Genomic DNA, 23,502 nt, shown 5'->3' with positions numbered 1-23,502 from the left:
GGGGCGGCCCCGGGGAGGAGCGGGCCCGGCCGTGCGCCGGGACCGCCCTCAGGAGCGCTCTACTCGTCGGCGCCGTCGTGCTGGCCCGAGGCGATGAACTGCTCGACCTTCTCGTGCGCCTCGGCGTCGCTGTACTGCTCGGGCGGGGACTTCATGAAGTAGGAGGACGGGGCCAGGATCGGGCCGCCCATGCCGCGGTCCTTGGCGATCTTGGCGGCGCGGACCGCGTCGATGATGATGCCCGCGGAGTTGGGGGAGTCCCAGACCTCCAGCTTGTACTCCAGGTTCAGCGGCACGTCGCCGAACGCGCGCCCCTCAAGGCGGATGTAGGCCCACTTGCGGTCGTCCAGCCACGGCACGTGGTCCGACGGGCCGATGTGCACCGAGCCTGCCTTCAGCTCGTGCGGGATCTGGGAGGTGACGGACTGGGTCTTGGAGATCTTCTTGGACTCCAGGCGGTCGCGCTCCAACATGTTCTTGAAGTCCATGTTGCCGCCGAAGTTGAGCTGGTACGTGCGGTCCACGATCACGCCGCGGTCCTCGAACAGCTTGGACAGCACGCGGTGGGTGATGGTCGCGCCGATCTGCGACTTGATGTCGTCGCCGATGATCGGCACACCCGCTCTGGTGAACTTCTCGGCCCACTCGGGGTCGGAGGCGATGAACACCGGCAGGGCGTTGACGAAGGCCACGCCCGCGTCGATCGCGCACTGGGCGTAGAACTTGCCCGCCTCCTCCGAGCCCACCGGGAGGTAGGACACGAGCACGTCGGCCTTGCTGGCCTTGAGCGCCGCGACCACGTCCACCGCGTCCTCGGGGGACTCCTGGATGACCTCGCGGTAGTACTTGCCGAGCCCGTCGTAGGTCGGTCCGCGCATGACGGTGACACCGGTCGGCGGCACGTCGCAGATCTTGACGGTGTTGTTCTCGCTGGCCGTGATGGCGTCGGCGAGGTCGTGGCCGACCTTCTTGGCGTCCACGTCGAAGGCTGCGACGAACTCGATGTCGCGCACGTGGTACGGGCCGAACTGCACGTGCATCAGGCCTGGTACCCGGGACTCGGGGTTGGCGTCCTTGTAGTAGTGCACGCCCTGGACGAGCGACGCCGCACAGTTGCCGACGCCCACGACGGCTACACGTACCGAACCCATTGGTCCTTGCTCCTTCTTGTTCGCGAACATGGATTCCACGGCGCACGACGACGGGACCGCGCCGACGGCGGTTCCGGGTCCCGTCGCCACGCGTTCGTTTCCCGTATGTGGTCAGCAGCGCACACGGCGTTTCTGTTCCCACCCGCCGCCCCGCACCGCCCTCGGTGGTCGGTGTCCGGCGCGCGCGGTCCCCGTGCCCTCCGTGCCGTCCTCTGCGGACGGCCAGGGCACGGTTCGCGTCCCGCGACCGGGAACCGCGGGGGGAACATGCATGTCTGGCTGTTTTGTTCAGTTCTGACTCTATCTCCGCCCAGCCGCGGGCCCGCATGCCAGACCTGTGACACGTGTCCGCGCGCGTGCGTCCGGGCTACGACCGCCGTCCGTGAACCTCCGGAGTCCTGCGGGGAAAATCTCACACACCCATCCCTACCAGCGCCGACACCGAACACTTCTCGGGCGGGTCGACGCCCGGCCGACTCGCCGGCGTTCGGTTTGCCCGCTCTGAACTGGCACGACGGGCGGTTCCCGGCGAAACATGGCCAGGTGTCCCAAGACGCGCGATAACCTCGCGCGTGGGTTGTGCTATACCGTTCGATCGCTCTAACGTGACCTGTGATTTGCGTGCGTAGCCGGTAGAGCCCCCGGACCCAGCCCCTGCCGCGGCGGCGTTTCCGTAGGCACCGAGCACCGAGGGCTGTCGCTCCCGCAGGCCAACGACCAGGAGGAAGAAGCGGCTTACGTCTTCGCGACCTGTGTGAAAACCCCCGCGCGCCTTCGGGCGTCCTTTATCAAGCCTTGAACGACAGGCACAGCGTTGGACACGGCCACGCCGGTCCGGTCCACGCAGTCGTCGCGAGAAGCAGGTCGCGGATCACCGATCCCCCAGGGGGACCGTCCCCCCGTTTCCACCAAGGAATCGTCAGGCCGACCGGCCGTGAGAGGCAATCGAGGACCACGTGAGTACCGAACGACGACGGAACGCCGATGGCGGCCGTCGCCGGGCCGACGGCCCGGCCGACGGCTCGCGCGGCGGCGGCGGACGACGCCGGGCCGACGGCCCGCCCCGGGACGAACCCTCCGGAGGCCGCCGCCGCCCGGACGCCGGTGACGGCTTCTGGGGGGACGACACCGGGCCCGAGCGCCCGCGCCGCCGACGCCCCCCGGAGCAGGATGCCCGTTCCGAGGGCCGCCGCCGCTCCGAGGGCGACCGCCCCCGCCGCCCGGAGGGACAGCGCCGCGCCCCCGCCGACGGTGACCGCCCCCGCCGCCGCCCCGAGGGCGAGCGCCCCCGGCGGCCCCAGGACGGCGAGCGCTCCGGCCACCGTTCCGAGGGACAGCGCCGCCGCCCGGACGAGGACCCCCGCGGCCGCCGCAGGGCGGCCGGTTCCGGACCGCGCGACCCCCGGGACCGCGACCCCCGCGACCCCCGCGACCGCGGCCGTGACCGTGAGAACGCCGCCCGCTCCGAGGGGCGGCGAGCCCCGGGCCGCGGCTCCCGCGCCGCCGCCGGCGGCGGCAGAGGAGGCCGGGGAGGCGGCCGGCGCCGCTCCCGCGACGAGGAGCCGGACGACCGCCCCTGGTTCAAGCGCTTCCTGTCCAAGGCGTGGAAACCCGCCCTGGCCGTCTTCGGCCTGATGATCATCGGCGGCGTGGCCGCCTTCGCGATCCTGTACGCCATGGCCCCCAACGTGAACGAGCTCGAGGCCAAGTCGGACGCCAACCTGTCCGCCACCCAGATCATGTGGGCTCCGGAGGGCGACGCCGAGCCCGAGGTCGCGGTCACCACGGGCGAGGTCAGGCGGGTCGAGGTCCAGAGCGAGGACATCCCGCAGACGGTCATCAACGGTGTGCTCGCCGCCGAGCAGCGCACCTTCTACACCGACCCCGGCATCAGCATCTCCGGGATCGGGCGCGCCCTCCTCTCCGGCGGCGAGGCGGGCGGCGGTTCCACCATCACCCAGCAGATGGCGCGGAACTACTACAGCGACCTGGAGATCGAGAACCAGTACATCCGCAAGATCCGCGAGATCTTCATCTCCATCAAGCTCAACCAGCAGATGGAGAAGGAGGAGATCCTCTCCACCTACCTCAACACCATCTACTTCGGCCGCAACGCCATGGGCATCCAGATGGCCGCCCAGTCCTACTTCGGCAAGGACCTGGACGAGCTGACCGACGCCGAGGGCGCCTTCCTGGGCATCATCATCCAGATGCCCAGCAACTTCCAGGGCGAGATGGGCGACTGGACCAGGACCTACCTCAACGAGGAGCGCTGGCCCTACGTGCAGAACCAGCTGGCGCTCATGCACGAGGAGGACCCCGACCTCGGCCTGCCCAGGGCCGAGGCCGAGGCCCTGGAGATCCCCGAGCTCGTCCCGTACGGCACCGAGGAGGGCGAGGAGGAGCAGGAGTACGACCCCAAGTTCGACTACGTCCGCCAGGCGGTCGTCCAGGAGATCGAGGAGCGCTACTCCGGGATCACCGCCCAGGACATCGCCACCCAGGGCTTCGTCGTGCAGACCTCGCTGGACCCCGTGCTCATGGACGCCGCGCGCAGCTCCTTCGACGTCCTGCCGAACACCCCCGAGGACACGATGATGGGCCTGACCGCGGTCGACCCCGCCACGGGGCAGATCGTCGCCTTCCACGGGGGCGACAACGTGGTCGAGGACGTCAACAACTCGCTGACCCACCGGACGCAGGCGGGCTCGTCCTACAAGCCCTACGTGCTCGCCACCGCGCTGGAGAACGGCATCAGCCTCAACAGCACGTTCGACGGCGACTCCCCCCAGGAGTTCCCGGGGCTGCAGAGCGAGGTCATCAACGCGAGCGGCAGGAGCTGGGGTCCGGTCAACCTGATCCAGTCCACCGCCCAGTCGATCAACACCCCGTTCGTGGAGCTGGCGGTGCAGATGACCCCGGCCGCGGTGGACGAGCTCGCGGTCCAGGCCGGTGTGGCCGAGGAGCAGACCACGACCTCCGCCCAGGGCCCGCTCATCGCGCTGGGCACCCACCAGGTGAGCGCGCTGGACCAGGCCGAGGGCTACTCCACCTTCGCCGCCGGGGGCGTGCACCGTCCGGCGCACATGGTCACCGAGCTGCGCACCTCCGACGGCCAGGTCATCCCGCCCGACGACGCCGACCTGCTGGAGAACGGTGAGCAGGTGGTCACCGCGGGCGTCGCGGCCGACGTCACCTACGCCATGACCCAGGTCGTCGAGCCCGGCGGCGGTGGCGACCAGGCGGCGCTGCCCGACGGGCGCCCCGTCGCGGGCAAGACCGGTACCTCCAGCGACGCGGTCTCCGCGTGGTTCGTGGGATACACGCCGCAGCTCGTCGCCGCGGTGGGCCTGAGCCGCGCGGACGCCAACCAGGCCCTGGAGTTCGACGGCCAGACCGCGGGGGAGATCTTCGGTGGCACCACCTCGGCCAACGTGTGGCGCGAGTTCATGACGACCGCCATGGAGGGCGTCGAACCGGCGCAGTTCCCGCCGCCCGCCTACGTCGGTACGGAGCAGAGCTTCGTGCCCACGCCCTCCCCGAGCGCCGAGGAGAGCGACGAGCCGAGCGACGAGCCCTCGGTCGAGGAGTCCCCGAGCGAGAGCCCGGCGGAGTGCGACCCGTCCATGCCGGACTCCCCGGAGTGCCAGGACCAGCAGACCGATGAGCCCTGTGAGCCCGGGTGGGGCCGGGACTGCCCGGAGAGCCCCGGCTCGGGGGACCAGGAGGAGTGCGGTGGCTGGGGCCAGCCCGCCTGCGAGGACACCGATCCCAGCGGTGAGGCCTCCGACCCCGAGCAGGACGGCGGGGAGCAGGGCGGCGGGATCTTCGGGAGGACGACCAACACCGGCGGCGAGCCCGGAAGGTTGGTGATCCTCGGCCGGAACGACTGACCCGGTCCCGGAGGGGCGAGGGGGCCGGTGCGCGCGGAGCGCACCGGCCCCCTTCGCGCGTGTACCCGGGCTCCGTCCACAGGCCGCACCGGAAGGTGTGCGGCTGCTGGTAATCTTGGGTCCCGTATGGCTCAGAGTCCGCGCGACGCCCGCCCCCGCGGCGCGGAACCCGTCCCGGACTCCTGCCCTCCTGCTATGGAGATTCCATGGCCGCGACAGTCCAGAGGAGGAACGTACGCCTATGCGTCGTTACGAACTCATGATCATCCTCGACCCCAACCTCGACGAGCGCACCGTCGCCCCGTCGCTGGAGAACTTCCTGGGTGTCGTCCGCAACGACGGCGGCTCGGTGGAGAAGGTCGACATCTGGGGCAAGCGCCGTCTCGCCTACGACATCGACAAGAACGCCGAGGGCATCTACGCGGTGATCGACCTCACCGCCGAGCCCGCCACGGTCAAGGAGCTGGACCGCCAGCTCGGTATCGCCGAGGCCGTGCTCCGCACCAAGGTGCTCCGCCCCGAGGTCCACTAGGCGGCGCACCGCCGCCGTCCCCCGCCCCGATCCACCCCCGGCCCCGGCTGTTATGTCGGTGGTCGCGCGGATGATCGGGGGAGCAGGCGAAACCGCCTGATCCGACTACCTCGAACCGGAGCCCATCCATGGCAGGCGAAACCCAGATCACGCTCGTCGGCAACCTGGTCGACGACCCTGAACTGCGCTTCACTCCCAGTGGAGCCGCGGTCGCCAACTTCCGTGTGGCCTCGACGCCCCGCACCTTCGACCGCGCGTCGGGGGAGTGGAAGGACGGCGAGTCCATGTTCCTCACCTGCACCGTCTGGCGGCAGTACGCGGAGAACGTGGCCGAGAGCCTTCAGCGCGGCATGCGCGTCATCGTGCAGGGCCGGCTGAAGCAGCGCTCGTACGAGACCCGCGAGGGTGAGAAGCGGACCGTCTTCGAGATCGACGTCGACGAGGTCGGCCCGGCCCTGCGCAGCGCCACCGCCAAGGTGACCAAGTCGCAGCGCCAGGGCGGCGGAGGCGGCTTCGGCGGTGGCGGCGGCGGTGGTTTCGGTGGCGGCCAGCCCCAGGGCGGCGGCTACGGGAACCAGGGCGGCGGCTTCGGCGGGTCGCAGGGCGGCGGAGGCCGCAGCGGTCCCCCGGCCGACGACCCGTGGGCGACCAACGGCGGCGGTGGCGGCGGCTTCGGCGGCGGAGGCGGGGGCTTCTCCGACGAGCCCCCGTTCTAACCGCGGCGAGTACCCCGTCCGGCGCCCCGAGGCGCCAGACCCTTTCCACACCAGACCATCCCCGGGAGGACCCCGGGGCTCTTGCGAAGGAGCACCACGATGGCTAAGCCGGCAGCGCGCAAGCCCAAGAAGAAGGTTTGCCTCTTCTGCCAGGAGAAGCAGTCCTACATCGACTACAAGGACACCACGCTTCTCCGCAAGTTCATCTCCGAGCGCGGCAAGATCCGCGCCCGCCGCGTCACGGGTAACTGCACCCAGCACCAGCGCGACGTCGCGACCGCGATCAAGAACGCGCGCGAGGTGGCCCTGCTGCCCTACACCAGCACCGCCCGCTAACGGCGATATCCGAGGGAGGTTTTTGTCGTGAAGCTGATTTTGACCCACGAGGTCAACGGTCTCGGAGCCCCCGGCGATGTCGTCGAGGTGAAGAACGGCTACGGTCGCAACTACCTGCTGCCCCGCGGGTTCGCCATCCGGTGGACGCGCGGCGGTCAGAAGCAGATCGACCTGATCCAGCGCGCGCGCTCCGCGCGTGACATCCGCACGCTCGACGAGGCCCAGCAGGTCGCTGGCCGCGTCAACGCGCTCACCGTGCGCCTCAAGCAGCGCGCCGGCGAGGGTGGCCGCCTGTTCGGTTCGGTCACGCCCGCGGACATCGCCGACGCCGTCAAGGCGACCGGTGGTCCCGAACTGGACAAGCGCCGGATCGAGATCAAGAACCCGATCAAGGCCGTCGGAAGCCACAAGGTCCAGGTCCGCCTGCACCCCGAGGTCTCCGCGACGATCAAGCTGGACGTCGTCGGTTCCTGACCGACGCCGTGCACGTCGGGCCCCGTCTCCCTTCCGGGAGGCGGGGCCCCGCTGTTTCTCCGGGCTCTCCCGAGATCTGCGTCGCACCCCCGGTGCTTCCCCCGCGGCCCGACCCCCCGGAGGCGGTCCGTGTTCTCGCTCGGTTCTCCTGACACGCCTGGCCGACAGACAACCCTTTGATTACTCTTTGTAATCTATCGTGTTCTCTGTGTTGGTGTCGTACGTTGCACCACCCAGCACGGAGAGGACGCAGAGCCATGACCGTGGAAAGAAGAGACGAGCCGGGCCGACACACATGGGTGGACCGCAGGACCGTTCTGCGGGGGACCGCCCTCGCCGCCGGGGGAGTGCTCCTCGGCGGGATCGCCGGGATCCCCGCCGTGGACCGGGCCTCCGCGGCCACGCGACCCAAGGTGTACACGCGCGCCGACTGGGGGGCGCGCGCTCCGAAGAACAAGATCGAGGTCGTGCGCCGCGGGGCCACGCACATCGTCGTGCACCACACCGCCACGGCGAACGCGTCCGACACCTCGACCTCGCACGCCGCGTCGCTGTCGCGCTCCATCCAGCGGTACCACATGGACACCAACGGGTGGAGCGACATGGGGCAGCAGTTCACCATCAGCCGCGGCGGCCACATCATGGAGGGGCGCGACCAGAGCCTGCAGGCCGTCAGCGCGGGACACCACGTGCTCGGCGCGCACACCGCCAACCACAACGAGCACGCGATCGGGATCGAGAACGAGGGCACCTACACCTCGGCGACCCCGCCCGCGCTCCTGTTGGAGTCGTTGGCCGACACCTGCGCCTGGCTGTGCCTGGCCTACCGGCTGGACCCCGACGAGGCCATCGTCGGCCACCGCGACTTCAACGCGACGGGCTGTCCCGGCGACAAGCTCTACGCGGCGCTTCCCCAGCTCCGCTCCACCGTCAGGAGCAGGATGCGGGAACAGCTCGCCCACCCGGGCGCGGCGGCGGTCGCGGCGCCGGAGCCCGACCAGCTGCCGACCTACCCCGACGTGCCGCGGGACGAACAGGTGAGGCCCTACAGTCACGGACCCGCCGTCGGTGAGCGCGACACGTTCACGTGACCCCGCCGGTCCACCGGAGGGACGCGGGAACCGGGCCCGCCACGGCCGCGCCGTGGCGGGCCCCTGATCAGGGCCGGTACGCGCCGGTGACCAGCCAGGCCGTACTCCGGGCCCGGAACCCGAGGGTGACCGCGCGGGCGAGGATCCACACCCCGAAGGCGATCCACAGGCTCACCAGCGCCCACATGGGGCCGTCCGCCAGCCGCGGCAGGACCAGGGCGAACGGCAGGAAGACCAGCATCGTCCACAGGGACGCCCACGCCAGGTAGCGCTGGTCCCCGGCGCCCATCAGCACGCCGTCCAGCACCATGGTCACCCCGCTCAGCGGCTGCAACAGCGCGACCACCACCAGCGAGGCCGTGATCAGGACCCGCACCTCGGGGTCGGAGGTGAACGGGATCCACGCCCACGGCAGCGCCAGGAACACCACCGCCATGAAGACCAGGCCCAGTCCCACGCCCCACTCCACCATGCGCCGCGTGGCGTCCCGGGTGCCCTGGACGTCCCCCGCGCCCAGGTAGCGGCCCACGATGGACTGCCCGGCGATGGCGATCGCGTCCATGGCGAACACCAGCAGCGCCCAGATGTTGTGGCTCACCTGGTGCGCGGCGATCGACGCGTCGCCCAGCCGGGCCGCCACCGCCGTGGTCACCAGGGCCACCACGCGCATCGACACGCTGCGCAGGAACAGGGCGAACCCCGCCGAGGCCGAGGCGCGCAGGCCCGCCGTCGTGGGCATGAGCGACACGCCCTCGCGCCGGGCCGCGCGCGCGATCGTCATCACGTACCAGAACGCGCCCCCGCCCTGGGCGAGCACCGTCGACCAGGCCGAACCCGCGATGCCCCAGTCCAGGACCAGCACGAACACCGAGCACAGCACCGCGTTGGCGACGTAGGAGCAGACCGCCACCACCAGCGGGGTCCGGGCGTCCTGGAGGCCGCGCAGCACACCGGTGCCCGCCATGACGATGAGCAGGAACGGCGTACTGAGCAGGCTGATGCGCAGATAGGTCAGGGCGTGGGGCGCCACGTCCGGCGAGGCGCCCAGCGCCTCCACCATCACCGGGCCGAGCGGCCAGCCGATCGCGACGGCGGCGAGACCCAGCAGGACCGCGAGCCACAGCCCGTCCACGCCGTCCCGCACGCCCCCGGGGACGTCGCCCGCGCCGAACCTGCGCGAGACCGCCGCGGTGGTGCCGTAGGCGAGGAAGACGCAGACGGCCACGAGCGTGAGCAGCACCTGCCCGGCCACGCCCAGGCCGCCGAGCGCCTCGGTGCCCAGCGTGCCGACGATCGCGGAGTCGGTGAGCAGGAACAGCGGCTCGCTGATGAGCGCGAAGAACGTCGGGACCGCCAGGGCGAGGATCTCGCGGTCGTGGCGGTGCCGGAAAGGGGCGGCCGAAAGCAGTTGTGGCATGACCAGCACACAGTATCGGACACGCGTTCTACGCGGGTGTGGAGTTATCCACACCCCGGCTGAAGCCTGTGGATAACTTGTGGAAACACGCCCTGTGAGGCATCTTGCACCCCCTGACTGCATCCTGCGTTTTGGCAGGTCAAAGGCTATATGCAGCGGTCGCGGCAAAGTTATCCACAGGTGATGTGCACAACCCCGGTTCGGGATGCCCTGCGGGGCACCGGACATGGTGGTAGGGGACGTGTCCACAACCTCCGGTCGAGGCGCCTCCGGCGTCCGCCATGGGGCATCCTGGAAGGGTCGGCCCGTTCCCGGGTCGACGGAAGTACCGTCCCGGGGGAGCGTTCGTGAGTGTCGCTGAGCAGCCACCTGAAGAAGGCGGATACGAGCGCACCCCGCCCCACGACATCCAGGCCGAGCAGAGCGTGCTCGGCGGCATGCTGCTGTCCAAGGACGCCATCACGCAGGTCGTGGAGATCATCCGCTCCGCCGACTTCTACCGCCCCGCGCACCAGATCATCTACGAGAGCATCGTCGACCTCTTCTCCCGCGGCGAGCCCGTGGACGCCATCTCGGTCAACGCCGAGCTGACCAAGCGCGGCGAGGCCACCCGGGTCGGCGGCGCCCTCTACCTGCACACCCTCACCGAGGCCATCCCGACCGCGGCCAACGCGGGCTACTACGCCAAGATCGTCTCCGACCGCGCGGTCCTGCGCCGCCTGGTCGAGGTGGGCACCCGCATCGCCCAGATCGGCTACGCCGGGGACGGCGAGGTGGACGACCTGGTCGACCACGCCCAGGCCGAGATCTACAAGGTCGCGGAGAAGCGCACCGGCGAGGACTACGTCGCGCTCGCCGACATCATGCCGGGCGCCCTGGACGAGATCGAGGCGATCGGCGCCAACGACGGGACCATGACCGGCGTGCCCACCGGCTTCGCCGACTTCGACGCCCTCACCAACGGCCTCCACCCCGGCCAGATGGTCATCATCGCCGCCCGCCCGGCCGTTGGCAAGGCGCTGGCCCTGGACACGCCCCTGCCGACACCCGGCGGATGGACCACCATGGGGGAGGTGGAGGTCGGCACCGAGCTGATCGCCGCCGACGGGACACCCACCCGGGTGGTGGCCGCCACCGAGGTCATGACCGGGCGGCCCTGCTTCGAGGTCGTGTTCGACGACGGCACCACCGTCGTCGCCGACGGCGACCACCAGTGGCTGACCCACACGCGGGCCTCGCGGCGCGCGGCCCGGGAGGCCGAGGCCCGGGGCACGGTTCCCCGTGTGCTGCCCGAGGTGAGGACCACCAGGGAGATCGCCCGGACCCTGCGTACGGAGACCGCCGACCGCAGGCTGAACCACTCGGTGGTCAACGCGGAGGCCATCGAGCTGCCCGAACGCGACCTCCCCCTGCCGCCCTACTTCCTCGGCGCCTGGCTCGGTGACGGAGCCTCCGCCGCCGCCCGGGTCACCAGCACGGACCCCGAGGTCCTGCTCAACATCGAGGCCGAGGGACTCGTGACCAAGCCGGTCGGCTCCACCGGCATGACCTATGGTGTCTTCCTGCCGGAGGAGGACACCACGCCCACGGCCCGTGAGTGCGTGGTGTGCGGAACGGAGTTCGTGCCCTCCCTGCCTCACGTGCGCAGCTGTGGGCAGTCGTGCGGGGGCAAGGCGCGCTTCGTCTCCGATCCTGTGCCGCACACCTCCTGCGTCGACTGCGGGCGCCCCTGCTTCGGTCAGCTCCGGTGCCGTGAGTGCGTCACCAGCCACGGCAGTGTCCAGGCGCGGTTGCGCACCCTCGGGGTTCTGGGGAACAAGCACATCCCCCAGGAGTACCTGCGCGCCTCGGCCGACCAGCGGCGCGCCCTCCTCGCCGGTCTGCTGGACACGGACGGCACGGTGAACGCCACCGGCTCCGTGCAGTTCGCGGTCACCAGCCAGCGCCTGGCGAACGGCTTCCGGGAACTGGCGCACAGCCTGGGGTACCGCACCGGGATGTCGACCAGGCGGGTCGGCGGCCGGTCGGAGGAATCGTCGACCTGCTACACGGTCACCTTCGGCTCCAGGAGCGAGGTCTTCCGACTCGCACGCAAGAGGCGTGCGCACCGGGAGCGCGGCGCCGACCGAGGTTACGCACGGATCGGCTCCCGGTTCGTCACCGAGGTGCGACCGGTGGAGAGCGTTCCGGTCCGCTGCGTCCAGGTGGACCACCCGGACCACCTGTTCCTGGCCACCCGGTCGATGGTCCCCACCCACAACTCGACGCTGGCCCTGGATTTCGCGCGTGCGGCGTCCATCAAGCACGACATGACCGCGGTCTTCTTCAGCCTGGAGATGGGGCGCAACGAGATCGTCATGCGCCTGCTGTCGGCGGAGGCCCGGGTGCCCCTGCACACCATGCGCTCGGGTCTGATGACCGACGAGGACTGGACCCGCCTGGCCAGGCGCATGGGCGAGGTGGCCAACGCGCCCCTGTTCATCGACGACTCCCCGAACATGTCGATGATGGAGATCCGGGCCAAGTGCCGGCGGCTCAAGCAGCAGCACGACCTCAAGCTGGTCATCGTCGACTACCTCCAGCTGATGAGCTCGCCCGGCCGGGTGGAGAGCCGTCAGCAGGAGGTCTCGGAGATGTCCCGGTCGCTCAAGCTCCTGGCCAAGGAGCTGGAGGTCCCGGTGGTGGCGCTCTCCCAGCTGAACCGAGGCCCCGAGCAGCGCACCGACAAACGCCCGCAGGTGTCCGACCTCCGTGAGAGTGGATCGATCGAGCAGGACGCGGACATGGTCATCCTGCTCTACCGCGAGGACGTGCACGACAAGGAGTCGCCGCGCGCGGGCGAGGCGGACATCATCGTGGCCAAGCACCGCAACGGCCCCACGGCGGACGTGACCGTGGCCTTCCAGGGCCACTACAGCCGGTTCGTCGACATGGCACCCGGCTAGACCGGTGCTTCGGGGCCCGCCGCGCGGCGGGCCCCGAATATCGGCTAGTCGTAATAGCGGTTTATGGTCAAGCCGATTTGTCGACAAAGCGCTACGTCCGCTTCACACGGAGTCGCTGACCACGATCCCCTCCCGTAGTTCCAGGTGGCGGCCGGTGAAGCGCTGTCGGGTCCTGCGGTCGTGGGTGACGACCACCAGCGTGCCCTCGTAACGTGTCAGCGCCTCCTCCAGGTCCTCCACGAGACCGGGGGAGAGGTGGTTGGTCGGCTCGTCCAGGAGCAGCAGGTCGTAGGCACCCGACGTCAGCCGGGCGACCTCGATCCTGCGGCGCTGGCCCACCGACAGGGACGCCACCGGCTGGTCCAGCTCCCCGGGCCGGAACAGCCCGAGCGAGGCGAGCTCGTCCCGGTGGTCCTCGGCGAACCCGGGCCGCCCCGCGGCGTAGGCGCCGAGCACGGTCTGTCCGGCGGCGAAGGAACCGTCCTCCTGACGCAGGTAACCCACCCGGCCGGGGACCGAAACCCGCCCCTCGTCGGGGACCGCGTCCCCGGACAGGAGCCGGAGCAGGGTGGTCTTGCCCGCCCCGTTCGGCCCGGTGACCAGCACGCGTTCGCCCGGAGCGAGGTCCAGGCAGGGCACCTCCAGGCGGTGGTCCACCCGGACCCCCTCCAGCGAGGCGGCCGGAGCGCTCTCACCGGTGCGGGATCCGGTGAACCCGGCGGTCATCCGCAGCGGTACCGGCGGCGGCGCCACCGGGTCGGCGGTCAGCCTCTCCACCCTCTCCTTGGCGTTGCGGACGCGGCCCATGGAACCGTGCGCGGCCCCCCGCATCTTGAAAGCCCCGTGGCCGAACGCGGCCTTCTCCATCTTGCGCGGGATGGCCTTCAGGGCCGCGATGCTGTTCTCGGCCAGCCTGCGCTGCCGGGCCAGGTCGGCCCTCCACTCCTCGTACTCGCGGATCCACCGGGCCCTGGCCGAGGCCTTCGCGGCCAGGAACCCGTCGTAGCCGTTGCCGTACCGGTGGATCCGGCGCAGGTCGTGGTCGACCTCCAGGACGGTGTCGGTCACGTTGGCCAGGAACGCCCGGTCGTGGGTGACGGCCACGACCGTGCCCCGGTGGCGGCGGAGCCGGTCCTCCAACCAGGCGACCGCGCGGTCGTCCAGGTCGTTGGTGGGCTCGTCCAACAGGAGCAGTTCGGGCGAGGCCGCCAGCATCGCGGCCAGGGCCAGGCGCGAGCGCTCCCCGCCGGAGAGGGTCCTCAGCGGGCGGTCGCGGTCCAGGCCGGGAAGGCCCAGCCCGTGCAGTCCGGCGTCGACGCGCGCGTCGGCGTCGTAGCCGCCGCGCGCCTCGAACCGGGCCAGCAGGTCGCCGTAGGCGTCCAGCTCCTCCGGGGTGGCCGAGCCGAGCGTGCTCTCCGCCGCGCGCAGGCGCGCCTCCATGTCGCGCAGGACGGCCAGGGCGGAGTCGATCGCGTCGCCGACGGTGCCGGTGGAGACCCCCACCGCCTCCAGGGTCTGCGGCAGGTAGCCGGTTCCTCCCGGAGCCCGGACCGTGAGGTCGCCGTTGGTGGGCTCCTCCTCCCCGGCGAGCAGGCGCAGCAGCGTGCTCTTGCCCGAGCCGTTGTCGCCGATGATCCCGACGCGCTCGCCGGGGCTGATGGTGAGGGTGACACGGTCGAGCACGGTGTGGTCGCCGTAGCGGTGGGTGATGTCGTTGAGGGTGAGCTGGGACTGTGCTCGTACTCGGGCGGTGAGCATGCGCGCCTCCTGATCTGCGGTGTGGCTGGGAGAGGAGCCGCGGATCGACGGTGGGGCGCTGGCGTTCCGGGTTTCGGACAGGGCGCGGCGATGGCGCGGGTCCGAGAAAAGGGAACGGTGAGGCCTTCCGTGGTCGACCGCGGTACGGCGACGCCGGGGAGCGTGGGGAGGTCGCCGTGCGGCACTGGGCGCTGGCGGCGGCTCGGGCGTCGGACGCGGGACTACAGGAAGGTCAGCCTCATGGGGAAGACGATACGTCTCGTTTTCTTGGCCGTCAAGCGGACATCCGTGAGACCGACATCACGGTGTTCGGGGTGCCAGAGGCCCTGTAATGGCTAACCACTTTGCTCTTTATGGTCAAGCCGATTTGTCGACAAAGGGACGTGGCACCAGGAGGGCGTCGCCGGGAGGCCCCGCGCGGACTCCGCACAGGACGAGGGGCCGCCCCGCGGGGCGGCCCCCTGTGCTCGCTTCGGTCCGCCGCGCACCCGTGCGCCGGACCCGGTGCGGCCCTTCACGGACCGGACCCGCCCGTACGGAGGGCGCGGTCGGCCGCGGGGCCCATGACGAAGGCCTCCCCGTCCGGAGGATCCGGCGGGGAGGCCTTCGTTCGAGCCGCTGGCTAGAGCCAGCGGACCTCGGGGCGGCTCCGACCCTTGTCGTCGGTCACCAGCACCCAGTGCATGATCGGGTGTCCCGACGTCGTCGCGTCGGCGTCCTCGCGGGGCTGCGGGACGTTGACCGGCTCGGTCGCGAGACCGGAGAGGCGGTTGGTCCCAGCCGAGAGGCGGATGCGCCGACGGGTCGTCGAGAACCGAGTGGGGTGGGGTGCACGGTCCGTCCTGCGCGCCATGGGACCCTCCTCGTTTCCGTTTCAGATGCCCCAAGTTAACCGTACGTTCACCTTCGAGTCAATTCACTGGAGCTCGCGGGCTCGGTCCATCGGGGGCTCGGCCTCCGTGTGAGGCCTGTTTGGAGACATGCCCAGGTCGGTGGGTTCTATGCGTGATGTGACGAATGCCCTGTGTGACGGTTCTCTGACCTGCGCCGGGGAAAGGAGTGTGTCACCCGAAGGGAAGGTGAACGGAAGGTGAACGAAGCGCGAAGGGGGCGCCCGGTCCGGCCGCGCGCCCGGCGCCGCGCTGCGGTGGCACCGCACCGGAGTGGCCCGGCCGTGTGCGGAGGCCACGGTTCACCGGGGACCGCCTACCGCCCGCCCGGCAGGGGCCCGAACACAGCGAGAGCACCCGCCGGGACGGCGGGTGCTCCGCGTGGGCCTTGAGGCGCGGCGGTCACTCCTTGAAGATGAGCCCCACGACCTCCAGGTAGAGCTGCTCCGGGTAGGGGATGAAGTCGATCCGGCTCAGGGCCTGGTCCTGACCGGCCGACTCCATCACGAAGGTCCCGTAACCGAGGAAGCGGCCCAGCAGGGTCCGCTCGAACCTCATGTCGGTGACCTTGCCCAGCGGCATCATGTTCACCTGCCGGACGATCAGGCCGGTGGTCAGCAGGAGTCGTGCGGAGGTGATGACGAAGTAGTCCACCGACCACTCCGCTACCCGCCACACGAACCACACCAACACCAGCAGCCACACCCACCAGATGATCGCCAGCGTCGCTGCGCTGTCGGCGATGGAGGTGTTGCTGAGGATCCCGGCGAGGATCAGCGCGCCGAGGACCGCTCCGACCGGACCGATCAGCACCGCGGGGTGCCGACGGATGGTCACCACGTCCTGCTCGTGCGGCAGGAGGTAGCGGTTGACCGACGCAGGAGCGCTGTTACTCGACGCTACGAGCCGCATGCCACCCGACCGTTCCGGTTACAGGAGCGCGTTGACGAAACGGGACATCGACTCCGCGCCCCCCATCAGACCGCCCAGAGCGCTCTCGATGACCCCCGCAGCGCTTTCCGGCTGTGTGAACAGATAGAACGCCACGAAAGCGATGAGCGCGTAGCCGCCCCATTTTTTCAACTTCGCCACGACTGACTCCCCTTGGAATCCACCTGACCCACCAACCCAGCAGTGATTGTCGCACCGACCATCATGCCCGTAAAGCCTGGGGCGCACCCTCGGCGTGGCGGTATGTCGGACCTTCCTCGCATGCGGGCTGTGTCCGGTTCCGGTGGTGTTGGTAACCCAGTGATTGGTGGTCCGGAATGTGGTTCAGGTCCACTGAGGACTATGACATTAAGGACACTGCTGGATATAAGGGGGTAATTCATAGCCCCCTGTCCAGGTCACCGGAGTTCGGACAGGCCGAAAACCTCGGTAGGACCTGCTCGGATCCGCTAGGACTGCTCGGCGAAGGCCAGCGCGAGCACCTGGAGGTGCTGTCGGGCGATCCGCTCCACGAGCTCGGGGGTGGCCTTGCCGGTCACGTCCTCGGCGCCGTGCCGCGCCGCGTCCACGCACCGCGTGACGGTGGAGGTGTGGTGCACCTCGGAGAACTCCTCGGCCAACCGGCTCCGCACCGGTTCGAAGCGAGAGTCGCGGGCGGTCGAGGTGGAGGGGTTCTCGGTCATCTCACTCCTTGGGGGCTACGGGGGTCGCGCTGTGTGTTCTTCCGGGATCTTTCGGTAGCCGCTGGAGGGTGGACGAAGCGTCGCGCCGGAGGAGGCGCGGGCGTGCGGTGTCAGCGGGCTGATGATGAGGGGTCTAGGGGCGAGGGGTGTTTCGGTCCGGCTGGTCTCCGCTTACGGGCGTGCGAGAACCATCTTCACTCCTCTCTGTTACATTACCGTCTCGAAATGAATTCGGCTAATGCAAAACCGTGTCGGCGCTTGCGCCGGCTCGCCGTGTCCACCTGGGCGGACGGGGGAGTCGGCTGCAGGCATGCCCGGTTTTCGGTCGTTCATTCCTCCGGTAGCAAAAAGAGCCGAAAAAGCGCCCAACCGTGATCCGGTGGGCGCTGGGGGTGGATGGGGCGGATGTGTCTCAGGCGCAGCCGTAGAGGCGGTCGCCCGCGTCGCCCAGCCCCGGCAGGATGAAGCCCTGCTCGTTGAGCCGCTCGTCCACCGCGGCCGTCACCACGCGCAGGGTCGCGCCGTGGTCGGGGTCCAGTTCCTCGGCGAGCCTGTGCTCCACCGCGGTCAGGCCCTCGGGGGCGGCGAGCAGACAGATCGCGGTGATGTGGTCGGCGCCCCGCTCCACCAGGAGCCTGAGCGCGGCGGCCAGGGTGCCGCCGGTGGCCAGCATCGGGTCCAGCACGTAGCACTGGCGGCCGGACAGGTCCTGCGGCAGCCGGTCGGCGTAGGTGGCGGGCTGGAGGGTGTCCTCGTCGCGGGCCATCCCCAGGAAGCCGACCTCGGCGGTGGGCAGCAGGCGGGTCATCCCGTCGAGCATGCCCAGGCCCGCGCGCAGGATCGGCACCACGAGCGGCGTGGGACGTGTCAGCTGCGTTCCGGTGGTCTCCACGAGCGGGGTCCGGATGGTGACGTCCGTCACTCGGACGTCCCGGGTCGCCTCGTAGGCGAGCAGGGTCACCAACTCGTCGGTCAGGCGCCGGAAGGTCGGGGAGTCGGTACCCACGTCGCGCAGGGTGGTCAGTTTGTGCGCGACCAGGGGGTGGTCGACGACCAGGGTTTCCAAAGCGTTCTCCGGTTGAGCTGGGACAACAAGACGGTGGCTGGGGAGGAGGCCTGCCCGAGTCTAACCGCGCGCATCCACCGGACCGGAGGCGCCGAGGGCCGCGCGGTCCCCGCTCCGGACCGGCGCGGCCGCGCGGCCGGGGCCTCCCGGGGGGCGTGGGAGCGGCGGAGGGGCAGCGGGGATCCGGTTCTCATGAGAGCGTGGTCCGGAATGACGCGGACCAAGGGGGACGGTGGCACCGGAGTGATCGTTACCATGTCACTCGCACGGGCGATCCGGGATTCCTTCGTCCGCACCGATACACCGGCCGGGTTGGGGTGACGATGACAGTGCTCGATCATGGTGACGACGACTCGGGCGACTTCGCGGCCATCGCGTACAGGGAAGAGGAGTACTGGGACGTCGACCTGCTCCCCGTGACCCTGACGCACGACCTCAAGGGGCTGATCCACGCCCTGCGCCAGCAGCCGAGCATCAGCGGCTCCCTCGGTCTGGTCTCGGTCGGCGACGACTTCTTCATCATCGTGCGCGTCTACGGTGAGGACGTCTCCCTCTTCCTGTCCGACGTGACCGCGTCCGTGGACTGGCAGGTGGCCCGGGACGTCCTGGACTACCTGGACATCGACCAGCCGGACGACGACGACCTGGACCAGGTGCTGCCCGCGGGCGACCTGTCCATCGTGGCCGACCTCGGACTGGACGAGATGGAGCTGGGCGCTCTGGCGGGCGATCTGGACCTGTACCCCGACGAGGTGCTGGCCAGCGTGTCCGAGCGGCTGGGATTCGCCCAGTCCTTCCAGCGTGTACTGGACGGTATGGGGTAAGGACCTGCTCTAGAAGAGCATCCGGGCGAACAGGAGAGCACGCGGTGTCGACCTTCGCAGCGGTCTTCGCTCCCAACGGGAGGACGTGGCGGGGAACCGAGGTCGAACTCGGGGACGTGGACGTCATCGACGACGTCACCGAACTGATGCTCGACTTCGCGACCGACCGGGGCAGCGAGGTCTCGATCCTGCTGGTGGAGGCCGACGACGAGTGGTTCGCCATCGTGCGCGCCGACGACGACGGCGGCGAGCCGCGCGTGTACCTCTCCGACGCGCGGGTGGTGCACGACCACCCGCTGGCCTCGGTGCTGTCCGAGGCCGGGGGGCTGGGCGCGCCGCCGCCCTCCGAGAGCGCCGGAGCCCGGCCCGACCCGCGGCCCGACGGCGACGGGGGCCTGCTCTCCGACCTGGGCCTGACCGAGGAGGAGTTGCGCTCCCTGTCCGTCGGCGGCGGGGTCCTGCCCAGCGACGTCCTGGCCGTGGTGGCCGAGCGCGCGGGCTTCGCCGAGATCCTCGACGGCATGAGGCTGTGATCGGACGGGACGTCCTCGACGCCGCGCTGCGCGCGGCGATCGCCGAGGGCGAGGCCGCCTTGGAGACGGGCGACGTGCCGGTGGGCGCGGTCGTGCTGGACGCCGACGGCGCCGTCCTGGGCACCGGGCGCAACGAGCGCGAGGCCACCGGCGACCCCACCGCGCACGCCGAGGTGCTGGCGCTGCGGGCCGCCGCACGCGCGCGAGGCGAGTGGCGGCTGGGCGGCTGCACCCTGGTGGTCACCCTCGAACCCTGCACGATGTGCGCGGGCGCGACGGTGCTCTCCCGCGTGGACCGGCTGGTCTACGGGGCGAGGGACGCCAAGGCGGGCGCGGCCGGGTCGGTGTGGGACGCGGTCCGCGACCCCCGCCTCAACCACCGCCCGGAGGTCGTTCCGCCGGACCTGGTGCCGCGGGAGCTCTCGGACAGGTGCTCCGATCTCCTGAGCCGGTTTTTCGCACGGCGCCGTATCCGGTAGAGTGTCTCGCGGTGGAGTCGCCTAGTGGCCGATGGCGCCCGCCTCGAAAGCGGGTAAGGGGCAACCCTTCGAGGGTTCAAATCCCTCCTCCACCGCACGAGGCCGATGCTCACGCGGGTGAGCGTCCGGCCGGTAGAGGTAGCGAGGGCCGGTTGGTCCGAGCCGACGCACGGTGTGCGCGGCGCGGAGCAACCGGCCCTTCGCGTTTCCCTGATCGGGTTCCGTCGGCCAGGGCAGGGTCCGGCGGCCGGAGTGCGGCCCCTGAACGACTTGTCGGCCTGTCGACAGGTCGCCCCGTCGACAGACCGACAAGCCGCCGTGGCGACGGGCCGGTGCGGTTACTCCCCGGCGGGTGCCGGGCCGGTGCTGCCCCGGGCTACGAAGCGCGCCGCCGGCGACCACCGCTCCGCCACGGCCGCCCCGTCGGCGCACTCCAGGGCCGACTCCGCGACCGCGACCCCGTACCGGTACACGTCCACGCTCATGGTGGTGAGCGCGGGCTCGGCCAGGCGGCACAGGGTCGAGTCGTCCCAGGCCACCAGGCTCAGCTGCCCGGGGACCCGCACGCCCAGGCCGCGGGCGGCCTCCAGCCCGGCCACCGCCATCACGTCGTTGTCGTACAGGACCGCGGTCGGCGGGTCCTCCCGTTTGAGCAGCTCCGCGGTGAGCCGGGCGCCCGCCTCGTGGGAGTAGTCGCCCTCCAGGACCACCGGAGCGGGGATCCCGGCCGCTCGGCAGCCCTCCGCGAGGGCCTCCGTGCGGGCGCGTGTGTGCAGCAGCTCGACCGGCCCGCTCACCCGGGCGACGCGCCGGTGGCCCAGTTCCAGCAGGCGTTCCAGCGCCGTCCGGACCGGGGACACGTGGTCGGTCAGGACGGTGGGCGTGGCGGGGTCCGGGACCGGGCTGCCCGCGACCACGGCGGGCAGGCCCAGCTCGCGCAGCACGGCGGGGCGCTCGTCCCCCTCGGTCGGGTTGACCACCACGACCGCGTCCACCAGCCGCCGCTCCGCCCACCGGCGGTAGGCGGCCAGCTCGGCCTCCCGGCCGGTCACCAGGTGCAGCAGGACCGACATGTCGCGCTCGGCCATCCGCTCCTCGATCCCGGCGATGAACTCCATGAAGAAGGGCTCGGCGCTCAGCAGGCGGCGCGGCCTGGCCAGGACCAGCCCGACCGCGCCTCCGGTCCCGGACCCGTCCATCAGGCCCGCCGCGCGCGCAGGGAGTTGGCCGAGCGCAGGACGGGGGCGGCGGTCAGCGCCGTCGGGTCCACCTCCGCGTCGGTGCGCACCAGGAAGCTGTGCGTCTCCCCGGCCAGCAGGTCCACGAGCATGTCGTCCACCTCGGCGTCGGGGGCCACCCGGTCGGCCAGGACGGAGACGTCCCTGGCGAAGGACGAGGCGCGCACCTCCACCCGGTAGCCGCCCTCCACGGGCGCGGCGACGGCGGTCAGCGCGTCGGGGTCGTAGGACAGGTGGACGTCCTCGCGGAAGGGCCGCACGAGGCGGGCGTCGCGGGTCGTGGCCACGAGCACCTCCTCCTTCGCGTCCCCGGCCGCGAGCAGCTCCCGTGCCAGGTCGAACTCCGCCGCGGAACGGGGCGGTACGGCCAGCTCGATCCTAGCGGTGTGCAGCACCTCGCCCCCGAAGGTCTGGCGCTGCGCGCTGACCGGCTCCGACCAGGCCTCGTCGGTGTCGTTGACGGCCACCAGCACCAGCCGCCCGTCCCGGGGCTGGACGGTGAGCAGGCGCGGCGCGTAGGCGCGGCGCAGCCCGTACCAGAGCGGCTTGGGACGCTCCTCGCCGTCCACGGCCGCCCAGGAGGTGACCGGCCAGCAGTCGTTGATCTGCCAGACCAGGGCGCCCGCGGTGCGCGGCCACCAGGACCGGAAGTGCTCGACGCCGAACGCCACCGCGCGGGCCTGGTTGAGCTGGGTGGCCCAGTGCCAGTCCTCGAAGCTCCTCGGCGTGGGCAGGTGGGCGGACAGGCCCCGGGCGAGCTTGCCGTTGCCGTCCTCGGCCTTCTGGTGCAGCAGGAAGGCGGGCGAGGTGGGCGTGAGGGGCTCGTCGTGCACCCAGTCGGTGAGGGTGGCCCAGGTGGGCGGACCCTGGAAGCCGAACTCGGAGCAGAACCGGGGCACGTGGTCCTGGTAGGCCCGGTAGTCGGTCTGGTTCCACACGGTCCACTCGTGGCGCGTGCCGTGCGCCTCGTCGTTGGGGTGGACCTCCTTCGGGGCGTACCCCGGGGTGTAGGGGCTGCCGTCGGCGTAGAACCGGGTGGGATCGAGCTCGGCCACGACGCGGGGGAAGAGGTCGGTGTAGTAGCCGTAACCCCAGGTCCGGTCCCCGAGCCGCTCCTGCCAGCCCCAGTCCATGAAGCCCCAGAGGTTCTCGTTGCCGCCGTTCCACAGGGCCAGCGAGGCGTGCGAGGTCAGGCGCGCGACGTTCTCCCGGGCCTCGGCCTCGAACTCACCCCACAGCGGCTCCTCCTCGGGGTAGGCGGCGCAGGCCAGGAGGAAGTCCTGCCACACGAGGACGCCGCGCTCGTCGCAGACGTCGTAGAAGTCCTCGCTCTCGTAGATCCCGCCGCCCCACACGCGCAGCATGTTCATGTGCGCGCCGACGGTCTGGTCCACGCGCCGGGCCAGACGCTCGCGCGTGATCCTGGTGAGGAAGTGGTCGTCGGGGATCCAGTTGGCGCCCTTGACGAAGATCGGCTTGCCGTTGACCACGACGGTGAAGGGGGTGCCGTGCTCGTCGGGCGTGGTGTCCACGGTGATGGTGCGAAAGCCCACGCGGCGGTCCTCCGAGCCCAGCGGCTCGGCCCGCCCGTCCGCGGTCAGGGTGACGGACAGGTCGTACAGGGGCTGGTCGCCGTGGCCGACCGGCCACCACAGGCGGGCGTCGGGCACCTCGACCACGACCACGCCGCCCTCCGCGCCGGGCGCCACGTCGGCGGTGGCCCGCGCACCGGCGACCTCGGCGGACAGGACCAGACCGGGACCGGGAGCGCTCCCGGACCACTCGACGTCGGCGTGCACCTCCACCCGGCCGGTGCCGTCCTCGCCGACGGTGACCAGCGGGCGTACCTGGGAGAGGCGGGCGGTGCGCCACCGCTCCAGGCGCACGGGCTTCCAGATGCCGGCGGTCTGGAGGTCGGGCCCCCAGTCCCAGCCGAAGGAGCAGGCCATCTTGCGGACCATGTTGTACGGGTGCGTGTTGGTGTGCGGCCGCTCGCCGAGTTCCCCGCGGACCTCCTCGGCGTACTCCAGCGCGGACCGGAAGACGACCACGAGCTCGTTGGCCCCGGCGCGCAGCGTGTCGCGCACGTCGAAGCGGTACCCGCGGTGCATGTTGGCGGTGGTGCCGAGCACGGTGCCGTTGAGCTCCACGGTGGCCACCGTGTCCAGGCCGTCGAAGGCCAGGTCGACGCGTTCGCCGTCCTCGACCGCGTCGGCCTCGAACGTGAGGGAGTAGCGCCAGCCCGCGCGGTGCATCCAGGCCAGCTCGGTCTCGTTGCTGTCCAGGTAGGGCTCGGGGATCAGCCCGGCGGCCAGCAGGTCCAGGTGGGTGCTCCCCGGGACCTGGGCGGGGACGGTGCGGCCCGCGACGTTCTCCGGGACGGGCCCGCTCGTCGCGGACAGCCGCCAGCCGTCGTGCAGGGTGTGACGGATCATCTGTGCCTCTCGGGGCTTCGGGGGCGGGGACGTCCGGCGTGTCCGCGGAGCGCGCTCCGCGGGGCGTCGCGGTCGTCGTGGGGTGGCGGT

20 protein-coding genes and 1 tRNA gene are annotated in these 23,502 nt (G+C 71.0%); 11 read left to right on the top strand and 10 right to left on the bottom strand.

Annotation, left to right across the window (positions count from 1 at the left end):
• Positions 1-59: 59 nt before the first annotated feature.
• Positions 60-1,151 (bottom strand): inositol-3-phosphate synthase, encoded by a 1,092-nt coding sequence (locus tag NDAS_RS23930; RefSeq protein WP_013155836.1) that lies wholly within the window; start codon positions 1,149-1,151, stop codon positions 60-62.
• 956 nt (positions 1,152-2,107) lie between these two features.
• On the opposite strand from NDAS_RS23930, the gene NDAS_RS23925 reads away from it, so the two are divergent.
• The 6 genes from NDAS_RS23925 (at position 2,108) to NDAS_RS23900 (ending at position 8,193) form a co-directional block, all read left to right on the top strand.
• Complete coding sequence (locus NDAS_RS23925; RefSeq protein ID WP_013155835.1) at positions 2,108-5,044, top strand: transglycosylase domain-containing protein; 2,937 nt, start codon at positions 2,108-2,110, stop codon at positions 5,042-5,044.
• A gap of 241 nt (positions 5,045-5,285) precedes the next feature.
• Complete coding sequence (rpsF, locus tag NDAS_RS23920) at positions 5,286-5,576, top strand: 30S ribosomal protein S6 (RefSeq protein WP_013155834.1); 291 nt, start codon at positions 5,286-5,288, stop codon at positions 5,574-5,576.
• 128 nt (positions 5,577-5,704) lie between these two features.
• A complete protein-coding gene (locus NDAS_RS23915; protein WP_013155833.1) occupies positions 5,705-6,292 on the top strand; it encodes a single-stranded DNA-binding protein in 588 nt (195 codons plus the stop codon).
• 99 nt (positions 6,293-6,391) lie between these two features.
• Complete coding sequence (gene rpsR, locus NDAS_RS23910) at positions 6,392-6,628, top strand: 30S ribosomal protein S18 (RefSeq protein WP_013155832.1); 237 nt, start codon at positions 6,392-6,394, stop codon at positions 6,626-6,628.
• Between the two features lie 27 nt (positions 6,629-6,655).
• Positions 6,656-7,102 carry a 50S ribosomal protein L9 gene (gene rplI / locus NDAS_RS23905; RefSeq protein ID WP_013155831.1) on the top strand — a complete coding sequence of 149 codons (447 nt, stop codon included), beginning with the start codon at positions 6,656-6,658 and terminating at the stop codon, positions 7,100-7,102.
• Positions 7,103-7,359: 257 nt separating this feature from the next.
• Entirely contained in the window at positions 7,360-8,193 is an 834-nt protein-coding gene (locus NDAS_RS23900; protein WP_013155830.1) for a peptidoglycan recognition protein family protein, read from the top strand.
• A 67-nt stretch (positions 8,194-8,260) separates the two neighbouring features.
• Here NDAS_RS23900 and NDAS_RS23895 read toward each other — a convergent pair whose 3' ends face one another.
• Positions 8,261-9,610, bottom strand: coding sequence for an MATE family efflux transporter (locus NDAS_RS23895; RefSeq protein ID WP_013155829.1), 1,350 nt, complete (start codon positions 9,608-9,610; stop codon positions 8,261-8,263).
• A gap of 347 nt (positions 9,611-9,957) precedes the next feature.
• Here NDAS_RS23895 and dnaB point away from each other — a divergent pair, with 347 nt between their 5' ends.
• A complete protein-coding gene (gene dnaB, locus NDAS_RS23890; RefSeq protein ID WP_013155828.1) occupies positions 9,958-12,555 on the top strand; it encodes a replicative DNA helicase in 2,598 nt (865 codons plus the stop codon).
• Positions 12,556-12,657: 102 nt separating this feature from the next.
• Here the strand turns inward: dnaB and NDAS_RS23885 are convergent, their stop codons facing one another.
• The 6 genes from NDAS_RS23885 to upp all read right to left on the bottom strand — a co-directional run bounded on the left by NDAS_RS23885 (position 12,658) and on the right by upp (position 17,903).
• Entirely contained in the window at positions 12,658-14,313 is a 1,656-nt protein-coding gene (locus tag NDAS_RS23885) for a TlrC/CarA/OleB/SrmB family ABC-F type ribosomal protection protein (RefSeq protein ID WP_013155827.1), read from the bottom strand.
• Between the two features lie 622 nt (positions 14,314-14,935).
• Complete coding sequence (locus tag NDAS_RS23880) at positions 14,936-15,166, bottom strand: hypothetical protein (RefSeq protein WP_013155826.1); 231 nt, start codon at positions 15,164-15,166, stop codon at positions 14,936-14,938.
• Positions 15,167-15,605: 439 nt separating this feature from the next.
• The gene (locus NDAS_RS23875) at positions 15,606-16,115 is read right to left on the bottom strand and encodes a PH domain-containing protein (RefSeq protein WP_013155825.1); all 510 of its coding nucleotides are present in this window, start codon (positions 16,113-16,115) and stop codon (positions 15,606-15,608) included.
• 18 nt (positions 16,116-16,133) lie between these two features.
• Positions 16,134-16,295 carry a hypothetical protein gene (locus tag NDAS_RS29015; protein WP_013155824.1) on the bottom strand — a complete coding sequence of 54 codons (162 nt, stop codon included), beginning with the start codon at positions 16,293-16,295 and terminating at the stop codon, positions 16,134-16,136.
• Positions 16,296-16,603: 308 nt separating this feature from the next.
• Positions 16,604-16,837: a hypothetical protein gene (locus tag NDAS_RS23870; protein ID WP_013155823.1), complete on the bottom strand. Its 234-nt coding sequence runs from the start codon at positions 16,835-16,837 to the stop codon at positions 16,604-16,606.
• Positions 16,838-17,249: 412 nt separating this feature from the next.
• A complete protein-coding gene (gene upp, locus NDAS_RS23865; protein WP_013155822.1) occupies positions 17,250-17,903 on the bottom strand; it encodes a uracil phosphoribosyltransferase in 654 nt (217 codons plus the stop codon).
• Between the two features lie 323 nt (positions 17,904-18,226).
• Here upp and NDAS_RS23860 point away from each other — a divergent pair, with 323 nt between their 5' ends.
• From NDAS_RS23860 to NDAS_RS23845, 4 genes are all read left to right on the top strand, one after another.
• Entirely contained in the window at positions 18,227-18,727 is a 501-nt protein-coding gene (locus NDAS_RS23860) for a tRNA adenosine deaminase-associated protein (RefSeq protein WP_013155821.1), read from the top strand.
• A gap of 44 nt (positions 18,728-18,771) precedes the next feature.
• Entirely contained in the window at positions 18,772-19,260 is a 489-nt protein-coding gene (locus tag NDAS_RS23855) for a tRNA adenosine deaminase-associated protein (protein ID WP_013155820.1), read from the top strand.
• The gene (locus NDAS_RS23850; RefSeq protein ID WP_013155819.1) at positions 19,257-19,739 is read left to right on the top strand and encodes a nucleoside deaminase; all 483 of its coding nucleotides are present in this window, start codon (positions 19,257-19,259) and stop codon (positions 19,737-19,739) included. The genes NDAS_RS23855 and NDAS_RS23850 overlap by 4 nt, the downstream gene beginning before the upstream one ends.
• Before the next feature lie 10 nt (positions 19,740-19,749).
• A tRNA-Ser gene (locus NDAS_RS23845) sits at positions 19,750-19,834 on the top strand.
• Positions 19,835-20,077: 243 nt separating this feature from the next.
• Here NDAS_RS23845 and NDAS_RS23840 read toward each other — a convergent pair.
• Entirely contained in the window at positions 20,078-20,938 is an 861-nt protein-coding gene (locus NDAS_RS23840; RefSeq protein WP_013155818.1) for a LacI family DNA-binding transcriptional regulator, read from the bottom strand.
• Positions 20,938-23,412 carry a glycoside hydrolase family 2 protein gene (locus tag NDAS_RS23835; protein WP_013155817.1) on the bottom strand — a complete coding sequence of 825 codons (2,475 nt, stop codon included), beginning with the start codon at positions 23,410-23,412 and terminating at the stop codon, positions 20,938-20,940. Before NDAS_RS23835 ends, NDAS_RS23840 begins: the two co-directional genes overlap by 1 nt.
• Positions 23,413-23,502: the final 90 nt, after the last annotated feature.

Origin of the sequence: Nocardiopsis dassonvillei subsp. dassonvillei DSM 43111 (genome assembly GCF_000092985.1) — a bacterium.
GTDB classification, from domain to species: Bacteria; Actinomycetota; Actinomycetes; order Streptosporangiales; family Streptosporangiaceae; genus Nocardiopsis; species Nocardiopsis dassonvillei.
Note: the sequence above shows the minus strand (reverse complement) of the source record. Positions and strands in the feature narration are given on the sequence as shown.